General features: G+C 68.5%; 10 protein-coding genes. 3 read left to right on the top strand and 7 right to left on the bottom strand.

The window, feature by feature from the left end; translation table 11 throughout:
* Window positions 1-282: 282 nt before the first annotated feature.
* A complete protein-coding gene (locus J7024_RS35295; protein WP_059237585.1) occupies window positions 283-714 on the top strand; it encodes an Lrp/AsnC family transcriptional regulator in 432 nt (143 codons plus the stop codon).
* A gap of 171 nt (window positions 715-885) precedes the next feature.
* On the opposite strand, the gene J7024_RS35290 is transcribed toward J7024_RS35295, so the two are convergent.
* From J7024_RS35290 to J7024_RS35260, 7 genes are all read right to left on the bottom strand, one after another.
* Window positions 886-1,767 carry an NAD(P)-dependent oxidoreductase gene (locus J7024_RS35290; RefSeq protein ID WP_234745922.1) on the bottom strand — a complete coding sequence of 294 codons (882 nt, stop codon included), beginning with the start codon at window positions 1,765-1,767 and terminating at the stop codon, window positions 886-888.
* Window positions 1,764-2,990 carry an MFS transporter gene (locus J7024_RS35285; RefSeq protein ID WP_234745921.1) on the bottom strand — a complete coding sequence of 409 codons (1,227 nt, stop codon included), beginning with the start codon at window positions 2,988-2,990 and terminating at the stop codon, window positions 1,764-1,766. The genes J7024_RS35290 and J7024_RS35285 overlap by 4 nt, the downstream gene beginning before the upstream one ends.
* Before the next feature lie 52 nt (window positions 2,991-3,042).
* Window positions 3,043-3,627, bottom strand: coding sequence for a TetR/AcrR family transcriptional regulator (locus J7024_RS35280; protein WP_175752039.1), 585 nt, complete (start codon window positions 3,625-3,627; stop codon window positions 3,043-3,045).
* A gap of 117 nt (window positions 3,628-3,744) precedes the next feature.
* A complete protein-coding gene (locus tag J7024_RS35275; RefSeq protein ID WP_124829862.1) occupies window positions 3,745-4,341 on the bottom strand; it encodes a peroxidase-related enzyme in 597 nt (198 codons plus the stop codon).
* Window positions 4,338-4,868: a CMD domain-containing protein gene (locus J7024_RS35270; RefSeq protein ID WP_124829863.1), complete on the bottom strand. Its 531-nt coding sequence runs from the start codon at window positions 4,866-4,868 to the stop codon at window positions 4,338-4,340. The genes J7024_RS35275 and J7024_RS35270 overlap by 4 nt, the downstream gene beginning before the upstream one ends.
* Before the next feature lie 43 nt (window positions 4,869-4,911).
* The gene (locus J7024_RS35265) at window positions 4,912-6,342 is read right to left on the bottom strand and encodes an NAD(P)-binding domain-containing protein (protein WP_175761922.1); all 1,431 of its coding nucleotides are present in this window, start codon (window positions 6,340-6,342) and stop codon (window positions 4,912-4,914) included.
* Window positions 6,339-7,343: a LysR family transcriptional regulator gene (locus J7024_RS35260; protein WP_175761920.1), complete on the bottom strand. Its 1,005-nt coding sequence runs from the start codon at window positions 7,341-7,343 to the stop codon at window positions 6,339-6,341. The genes J7024_RS35265 and J7024_RS35260 overlap by 4 nt, the downstream gene beginning before the upstream one ends.
* Before the next feature lie 354 nt (window positions 7,344-7,697).
* Here J7024_RS35260 and J7024_RS35255 point away from each other — a divergent pair, with 354 nt between their 5' ends.
* Entirely contained in the window at window positions 7,698-8,891 is a 1,194-nt protein-coding gene (locus J7024_RS35255; RefSeq protein ID WP_124829866.1) for an ABC transporter substrate-binding protein, read from the top strand.
* Between the two features lie 52 nt (window positions 8,892-8,943).
* Window positions 8,944-9,321 (top strand): branched-chain amino acid ABC transporter permease (locus J7024_RS35250; RefSeq protein ID WP_234745920.1); only part of this gene is annotated, 378 nt, incomplete at its 3' end.

The following is a 9,321-nucleotide window of genomic DNA, read 5'->3' as shown; positions in this document are numbered from 1 at the left end:
TTTTTTTGCCGGACCGGATGTCCGGCGTTCCGGTCGGCCGGGGCGGGCGCTGCGGCCCGGGCCCCGGCTCCATGAAAAGCGGCGTCGCGGCGGGTTTGGCCGGTCGATGGAGTCATTATTTCCGGGAGTCGAGCCAACAAAAAGACGGCAAAAGTGGCAGATTTATCGATAGACTTGGCAAATTGCTTGCCACATCCGGCAGTTTGTTCAAGCGCTGCTGGTCGGAATGCGCAATGTCCGGCAAGCTTGCGGCCGGTTCACGCTCAACAGGAAGGGTCGTTCATGATTACGCTCGACGACGTCGACCGGCAGCTTATCGCGCTGCTGCGCGACAACGCGCGGCTGCCGGTCGTCGCGCTCGCGAAGGCGCTGCGCGTCGCGCGCGCGACCGTGCAGAACCGGCTGACGCGGCTGGAGAAGAACGGCGTGATCGTCGGCTATACGGTGCGGCTCAAGCCGGCAGCGGAGCGGCACCGGATCCGCGCGCTGATGTCGATCGCGGTGCAGGGCAATCGCGGCGCGGAAGTGGTGAAGGTGCTGCGCGGGCATCCGAACGTCGCGTCGATCCACAGTACCAACGGACGCTGGGATCTGGTCGCCGAGTTGCATGCCGATTCGCTCGAGCATTTCGATCGCGTGCTCGGCGCGATCCGGCTGATCGACGGGATCGCGAATACCGAGACGAGTATTTTGCTGTCGACGCACAAGGCGTGAGGCGGCGACCCGGCGTTTCCGGCGATGCCGGCCAGCGGTGCCCGCGGGCACATGGCCGGGCCGATCGTAACGGGCAGCGTCGGACGCCGCGTTTAGCCGTGGGGCCGCGAGCCGGTTGCGGCAGCGCTTCGACTCAGGCTCGGACAACGCAGCGCCGCCACCGCCGCCGTTTCATGCAAGAAACGACGCGGCCATGTCCTTGTCACCGTGCCCCGCGTTGGCCGCTCGCTGAAAGCGCGCGAGGCTCGCATTCGCGATGTCGGCCTGCATGCCCGCGTCCTGGGCGGCCTGCGCGATCAGCGTCGCGTCCTTTACCGCGTTGACGATCGTGAACGCGGGGCGGAAGTCGTGGTTCAGGATCAGCGCGCCCTTCGCCTGGAAGTACGCGTTGTCCATCGGGCCGCCCGACACGACGTCGATCACGTGGCGCGGGTCCGCGCCGAGCGAACCGGCCAGCTTCAGGCTCTCCGCCACCGCGTGCGTCAGCGCGAACGCGTAGTGATTGAGTGCGAGCTTCAGCCGACTGCTTGCGCCCGTCGAACCGTCGTCGGCGACCCAGACCGTGCGCCGGCCGATCGCGTCGAACACCGGCTGCACCTGCGCGCGCGCCGACGCCGGGCCGGACGCGAGCACCACGAGCTGAGCCTGCTCGGCCGGCTGTCGCGATCCCTGCACGGGCGCATCGTAGAACACGAGCCCTTGTGCCTGCGCAAACGTGGCGAGCGACGCGATGCCGCGCACGCCGACCGTGCTGATCTGCACCCACGGCGTGCCGCGCACGAGTGCCGGCGCGGCGGCCTGCATGGCCTGCAACACGCTGTCGGCGTCGTTCAGCACGGTGACGACGACGTGTGCGCCGTCGACGGCCCCGGCCGGCGTGTCGAAGGCCGCGACGCCGTCGATTGCGAGCGCGTCGGCCTTCGCGCGCGTGCGGTTCCACGCGCGGACGACGAAGCCCTTGCGGGCGAGGTTGCGGGCGATGGGCGTGCCCATCACGCCGATGCCGAGAACGGCGACCTGCGTGCGGTTTTGCTGCGTTGTGGAAGTGCTCATGAGGTTGCTCCTGTCGGGCCTGTGGGTGAATCGGAAGCGGAAGAAGCGTCCGGGCGTGTGGACGCGAGTGCGAGGATCAGGGCCAGCGCGGCGAGCGCGACGCCGACCCAGACCGACGACACAAAGCCGAGCCCGGCATTGATCGCCACGCCGCCGAGCCACGGGCCGACGGTGTTGCCGACATTGAAGGCGGACGTGTTCGCCGTCGTCGCGAGCGTCGGCGCATGCGGCGCTTCCGCGATCGCGCGGGCCTGCAGCGCGGGATTGATCGAGAATGCCGCCACGCCGAACGCGGCCAGCGCGGCGATCGCGCCGATCGGGCAGTGCGCCAGGATGCCGAACGCGGCCATCGTGACGGTCAGGGCCGCGAGGCCCGCGCAGAGGATGCCGCGCGGATGGCGATCGGTATGGCGGCCGCCGACGAGGGTGCCCACGAAACAGCCGATGCCGAACAGCGCCTGCAAGGCCGGCACGCTCGCGCGGGAGAAGCCGCCGACCTCGGTGCGGATCGGTGAGAAGTAGCTGTACGCGGCGAACAGCCCGGCCTGGCTCAGCGCCGAGATGCCGAGCGCGAGCCACAGCCTTGGCCGCCGGAACGACGCGAATTCGCGCGCGACGCCGTGATAGGGCGGGCGCGCCTGGGCGGGCACGACCCACGCGGTCGCCACGAGGCTCAGCACGGCCAGCACCGTGACGGCCCAGAAGCTCGCGCGCCAGCCGTACTGCTCGCCGATCAGCGTGCCGAACGGCGCGCCCGCGATGTTGGCGATCGTCAGGCCGCCGAACATCACTGCGAGCGCACGGCCTTTCGCGCGGGGGCCGGCGAGATCGATCGCGAGCAGCGAGCCGATCCCGAAGAACGAGCCCTGCGCAAACGCTGCGACGACGCGCGAGATCATCAGCAATGCATAGCTCGTCGCGACCGCGCCGAGCGCCTGGCCGGCCACGAACACACCGAGCAGCAGGAGCAGCGCTGTCTTGCGGCGCACACGCAGAAGCGCGAGCGTCATCGCCGGGCCGCCGACGACTACGCCGGCTGCGTAACCGGAGATCAGCAGGCCGGCTGTCGGAATCGACGTGCCGAATTCATGCGCGAGCAGCGGCAGCAGCCCCGACACCATTACTTCGGTGGTGCCGATGCAGAACACGGTGAGACCGAGCACGACGACCGCGAACGGCAGCCGTGCCGCGGGATGTGAAACGGAAGAAAGCGAGGTATCCATCGGATTTCCTTTTTGTGGAACGGTCATTCCATAACTGGGCAAAATTTTTTGCTCAGCCAAGCACGCGCAGTGTCCGGTCCACGATGGCGACGAGCCGCTTCCGGTCCTTGTCGGTCGAGGTTTTCGCGAGCACACGCAGCCCCTGCATCGCGTTGAACACGAACCACGCGAGATCCTCGGCGTGGCCGGCAGCGTCGATTTCGCCGGTTGCCTGTCCGCGCTCGATGGCTTCCTGGATGCCCGTGCGCATGATCCGGAAGTTCTCGCGCACGAGTTCCGCCACATGCGCGTCGCGGCTCGCGCGTTCGATGGCCGTATTCGTCGCGAGGCAGCCGCGTTTTTGAGCTGCGTTCAGATCGTCGTCGACGACACCGACCAGCAGCGTACGCAAGCAGTCCAGCACGGGGCCCGGCCCGCGAAGCAGGTCGACGTTCTCGTGCGAGCGCCGGTTGTAGCGCAGCATGGCCTGCTCGAACAGGCCGTCCTTGTTCGTATACGCCGCATACAGGCTGCCGCGGCCGAGGCCGGTGGCTTGCACGAGATCCTGCGCGGACGTCGCCTCGTAGCCGTAGCGCCAGAAGGTGTCCATCACGGCGTCGAGCACCGCGTCTTCGTCGAATTCCCTGGGGCGCGCCATCGCATTTCCAGAATTATTGAATGACCGTACCATAATCGGTAGGCGCGCGGTCGTCAAGCGGGACAGCGGGGATCGCTGGAGAAGCGCGGGGTATCGGTGACACCGCGCATCGGTGCATCAGGTGCTGGCCGCGGGCTCCGGAAACACCGGCTCGCCCAGCGTCAGCATCAACCGGTTCGCCCACGCGAAGATCGCGATGGCGTGCGACAGGTCGAGAATTTCCTCATGGGTGAGCCCTTCGGCTTCGAGCGCGGCAATGTCGTGCTCGTCGACCTTGTCGGGCCGTTCGGTCAACGCGATCGCATAGCGGATGATCGCGCGTTCGCGCGTGGTCGTGCCCGCGGCGGCCGGATCGTCGAACACCTGTTCGATCGCATCGGTGCGCTTCGCGAGCTGCGTGAAGCGCTGCGCATGCACCGACGCGCAATACACGCAGCCGTTCACGCGCGACACGGCCGTGCTCGCCAGTTCGCGTTCCGCGCGCGACAGCCCGCCGGGGCCGTACATGATCGCGTTGAACACGCCCGAGCGCTGCCGCAGGATCTCGGGCAGATGGACGAGCAGCAGGTAATAGTCGGACGTTTTCGCCTGCGGGTGGCTCGCTTCGAGCACCGCGAGCTGGTCGGCCGTTGCGCCGTCGAGCGGCACGGTGTCGAGCCAGGCGCGCCAGCCGAGCGTGTCGGACGTGAAGCCGTGGGCGGTCGTGGTCGTCATGCGGCCTCCTTGACGGCGCGTGCCTGCAACGCGCGCGCGGCCGCCGCGACGCGCAATTGATAGGTAACGAACGCGACGAGCTGCGACAGCGCGACGATCGCCGGCGTCGTGAGGCCGGCCGACTTCAGCGCATCGAGATCGGACTGCCGCGCATCGACAGGAGACAGTGTCAGCCGGCGTGCATGCGCGAGCAGTGCGCCGATGCGTGGCGGCAGCGCGTCGAACGCATCGGCGTCCGCATGCGCGATGTCGTCCGGCGTGCCGCCCGCGTCGAGCAGTCGCGTGCGGTAGGTTGCGGCGAGCACATGCGCGTTCGAGCGCCACGCGACATACCGCGCCGCATGCAATCGTTCGGCTAGCGAAAGATCGGGCAGCGCCGGATCGAACAGTGCGGCTTCGCTCAATCGCGTATGCAGCAGCACCTTGTCGCGGGCACGGCGCAGGGCGGTTACCGCATCGCCGTCGCGCAAGCCGGCGACGGCGTCGATCGTATCCGGCGTGGCGGCCGGCGTGACGGGTTCGGTCATCGTGGTGGGTTCCTTTTTCGAGAGTCGTTGATCGCAGCGGCGCTCATGCGTCGGCGTCGTGCCATTCGTCGCCTTGCAGCTCGGCGTTCGCGAATTCGACGAGCGCGTCGTAGTGGCGCTCGCGATCGGCATCGAACAACCGGCTCGCGATGCCGCGCGCGAGCCGTTCGGCGCCGGCGCTGATCGCGGGAATGTCGCCGGACAGCTTGCCGTGGCTCAGGCTCGCCGCATGGTTGAAGCAATGAATGCGCGTGATGGCCGGGCATGCACCGGGCTCGCGCTCCTGGAACGCGAACGCGGGGCCGAGATCGGGCGACTCGGCGAGCTCGTCGAGCGACGTGCCCGGTTCAGGACGATAGCGATCCTTCCAGCGCCGCACGTGCGGCCCGAACGATGCGAATTCCGCGCGTGTCGTCCAGTCCGAATGAAAACCCGTCGCGAAGACCAGGAAGTCGACCGTGTAGCGGCCGCGCGGCGTGATCACGTCGAGGCCGTCCGCGTGTTCGACGAGCGTTTCGACCGGGCTGCCCGGATGGAAATACGCATGCGCATGCCGAGACACGCGCAGCACGCTGTCGCGCGGCGGCGGTGTCTGCGACGTCAGCGCGTAGTGCATGAAGCGCCACTTCGCCGCGTCGCCGAGACCGGCGTAGCCGTGCACGAGGCCCGGGCTGCCGATGCCCGTCAGCTTGTTGATGCGCGGAATGTCCGCACGGCGGAAGAACAGGTCGACGCGTGCGGCGCCGGCTTCGAGCGCCGTGCCCGCATTGTCGAACGCGGACGCACCCGCGCCGACCACGCCGACGCGCTTGCCGGCGAGCGCCGCGAAATCGATCGGCTCCGACGAGTGGGCCCAGCGCGTGCGCGGCGCACGTTGCGCGACGGGCGGCACGTACGGGCCGCCGAGTCCGTCGCGGCCGGTGGCCAGCACGACGTGCCGCGCGAGCAGCGTTTCGCCTTTGCCGTTTGCTAGGACGTCGAGCGCGAGCAGGCCGTCGTCGCGCGGACGCAGCGCGACGAGATTGGTGTCGTTGCGCACCGGAAGGTCGAGCACGTGGCGATACCAGCGCAGGTAATCCATCCACTGCGTGCGCGGAATCTTGTAGAGCGCATCCCAAGCCTCGCGGCCGTATTGCGCTTCGAACCACGCGCGGAACGTCAGCGCGGGGAGTCCGAGCGCGGGGCCGGTGAGTTGCTTCGGCGAACGCAGTGTCTCCATGCGCGCGAACGTGATCCAGGGGCCTTCGTAGCCGGCCGGCGCGCGGTCGATCACGCACTGGTTGTCGATGCCGAGCAGACGCAGTTCGGCCGACGCGGCGAGCCCCGCCATTCCGCCGCCGACGATGGCGACGTCGAGCACGCGCGTGCCGTCGACAGTGCGCGGCGGCACCCACGGCGGGGCGGGCAAATCGAGCCAGCAAAGATCCTGCGCGAGCCGCGCTTCGAGGGCTGCGAGTGTGGCCGGCGTCGTCATGCGGCCTCCCGGCGCGTCCGGCGCGTGCGTGCGGCTCGGGTCGAGCGATCCGTGCGCAGCCGGTCGCCGCGCAGCAGTGCGTCGTGTGCCGCGGCATCGTGAAAGATCACGTCGTCGAGCAGCGTGTGCGTCGTGCGATGCAACGCGTCGAGCAATGCCTCGACGGCGGCCGTGCGGGCTTTGCCGGCCGGTGTCGCGACTCCGAACGCGAACGGGATGTCGACGTCGAGCGGGCGCGCGACCACGCCGTCCACCGGCAGCGCGACGCCGGTCGCGGGATCGACGATGCCGATCCCGACGCCCGCGCGCGCGGCCATCACGGCATTCAACGATGCATTGGTTTCGATGAATACGCGCGCCTCGACGCGTGCGGCGGCGAACGCGGCATCGATCCGCTGGCGCAACCGGTGCCGGTTCGCGACCGTCACGATGCGACGCCGCGCGAGATCGCGCAGCGCGATGCGCGGCTTCGTCGCGAGCGGATCGTCGGCAGGCAACACGGCGACGCATGGCGTCTGCGCGATCCAGTGCACGTCGAGCCCTGCATGCGCCATCGGCAGCGTGACGATGCCGATATCGGCGGTGCCGGCCAGCACCTCGTGCACGACGTGTTCGGCCGACTCGCTGCGCAACTGATAGTGCGGCGCATGGGCATCGTCGGGCAGCGCGGCAAGCGCGGCCGGCACGAGCGTGGCCGCGAGCGAAGGCGTCGCCGCGATGCGCACCGGTTCGGCCGTTTCGTCGCCGAGTGCACGGGCACGCGCTTCGATCGCGCGCAGCCCGACGAGCGAACGCTCGACTTCCTCGTAGAGCAGGAACGCGCGCCGCGTCGGCGTCACGCGCGGGCCATGCCGGTCGAACAGCGCGTAGCCGAGATCGGCTTCGAGCTCCTGGATCTGCCGCGTGACGGCAGGCTGCGAGCGGCCGAGCAGTTCGCCGGCGCCGGTCACGCTGCCGGCCGACATGACCGCGGAAAAGGCTTCGAGTTGATGCAGCTCCATGACGCGTTCCGATGATGCGATTTGCGCATTGTAGAAGTGTGAGCATGCGTGATTCATATAATGATTTTTGCTATCGACAGCGCGAAAAATGCGAAGCGCGTGCGTGCCGCGACGGCCGGAGATGCATGCACGCGCATCGGCGGCCATCGGCGCCGCGCGGGAAACGTCAATCGAATCAACGCGCTGCGCCGCGCACCGGTGCAATGCGCGAGGCGCGCTCCGCGGGTCACCGTCACGCGTTCGTTTCGCTTCGCGCCGTGCGCGATATCGATATGCGCAAAACTTCGTTGGAACGCCCTGAACCGGATGGTTACATGCCCTCACTCTTTTCGATCGACTGAAGCCGGGGGATGCATGAACGTTTCGGGGAACGACACACGCGGCGCATGGCGGCGCGTGCTGGGCACGGTGGCGGCGCTGGCTGCCGCATGGGGTTTGTCGACGGGCGGCGCGCTCGCGGCGGGCGTATCGGGCGAGCCGGTCGTGATCGGCGTGAGCGGGCCGCTTACCGGGCAGGACGCGCAATACGGCGAGCAGTGGAAGCGCGGTTTCGATCTCGCGCTCGATGAGATCAACGGCAGCGGCGGCATTCATGGCCGGCCGCTCGCGATCGACTTCCAGGACAGCCGCAGCGATCCGCGCCAGGCCGTGGCGATCGCGCAGAAATTCGTCGCGGACCCGCGCATCGTGATCGAGCTCGGCGACTTCTCCAGCGCGACGTCGATGGCCGCGTCGCCGATCTACCAGCGCGGGCAACTGATCCAGTTCGGCTTTACGAACTCGCATCCGGATTTCACGAAGGGCGGCGACTATCTGTGGAGCACCGCGTTGAGCCAGGCCGAAGAGCAGCCGCTGCTCGCGCGCTATGCGGTGAAGGAACTCGGTTTCAAGCGGATCGCGGTGCTGTACCTGAACACCGACTGGGGCCGCACCAGCAAGGACATCTTCGCGAAGGCGGCGACAGGGCTCGGCGCACAGGTCGTCGCGGCCGAGGGCTACCAGCCGACGGAGAAGGATTTCCGCTCGACGCTCGTGCGCATCGGTGAGTCGAAGCCCGATTCGATCGTGCTGATTTCGTACTACGCGGACGGCGCGCAGATCGCGCGGCAGGCGCGCACGTCGGGCGTCACGCTGCCGATCGCGGCGGTCGGCTCCGTGTATTCGCCGAAGTTCCTCGAACTCGGCGGCACGGCCGTCGACGGCGTCTATACGGAATCGAACTTTTTCCCGGCCGAGCCACGCCCCGAAGTGCAGGCGTTCGTGCAGCGTTATCGCGCGAAATTCCATACCGATCCGGATTCGTTCGTCGCGCGCGCGTACGACGCGCTGATCCTGTCGGCCGACGTGTTGCGCCGCTACGGCACGACGCGCCAGGCCGCGCACGACGGCTTCGCGAAGGTGAGCGACGTGCCGAGCGTGATCTTCGGCAAGGTGCGCTTCGATCCGCAGACGCGCCGCGTCGCGGGCGCGCGCACCGTGTATCTCGTCGTGAAGCAGGGGCAGTGGGCGCTGTGGGATGGCGCGAAGCCGCAGATCGCGGCGCGCTGAATCCGGACGTGACCCCGACTCTGACCCGCATGCTCAAGACGGACGCATCGTGATGGCTTCCTGGCTCGACTACACGCTCAACGGCCTCATCGTCGGCAACATCTACGCGTTGCTCGCGGTCGGGCTCGCGCTGATCTTCGGCGTGTCGCACCTGATCAACTTCGCGCATGGCTCGGTCTACATGGCCGGCGCGTTCATCGGCTGGCTATGCCTGACGCGCTTCGGGCTGCCGCTGCCGGTCGCGCTCGCGGCGGTCGTCGTCGGCTGCGGCGCGCTCGGCATCGCAATCGAGCGGATCGGGCTGCGGCCGCTGCGCCACGCGGTGCGCATCGCGCCGCTGCTCGCGACGATCGGCATCAGCTTCATCCTCGACCAGCTCGCGCAACTCGTGTTCGGCGCGGACCCGCGTGCGGTGCCCACGCCGTTGCCC

Origin of the sequence: Burkholderia sp. WTPI3 (genome assembly GCF_021483755.1) — a bacterium.
GTDB lineage: Bacteria > Pseudomonadota > Gammaproteobacteria > Burkholderiales > Burkholderiaceae > Burkholderia.
This window is presented reverse-complemented; position numbering and strand designations above follow the sequence as displayed.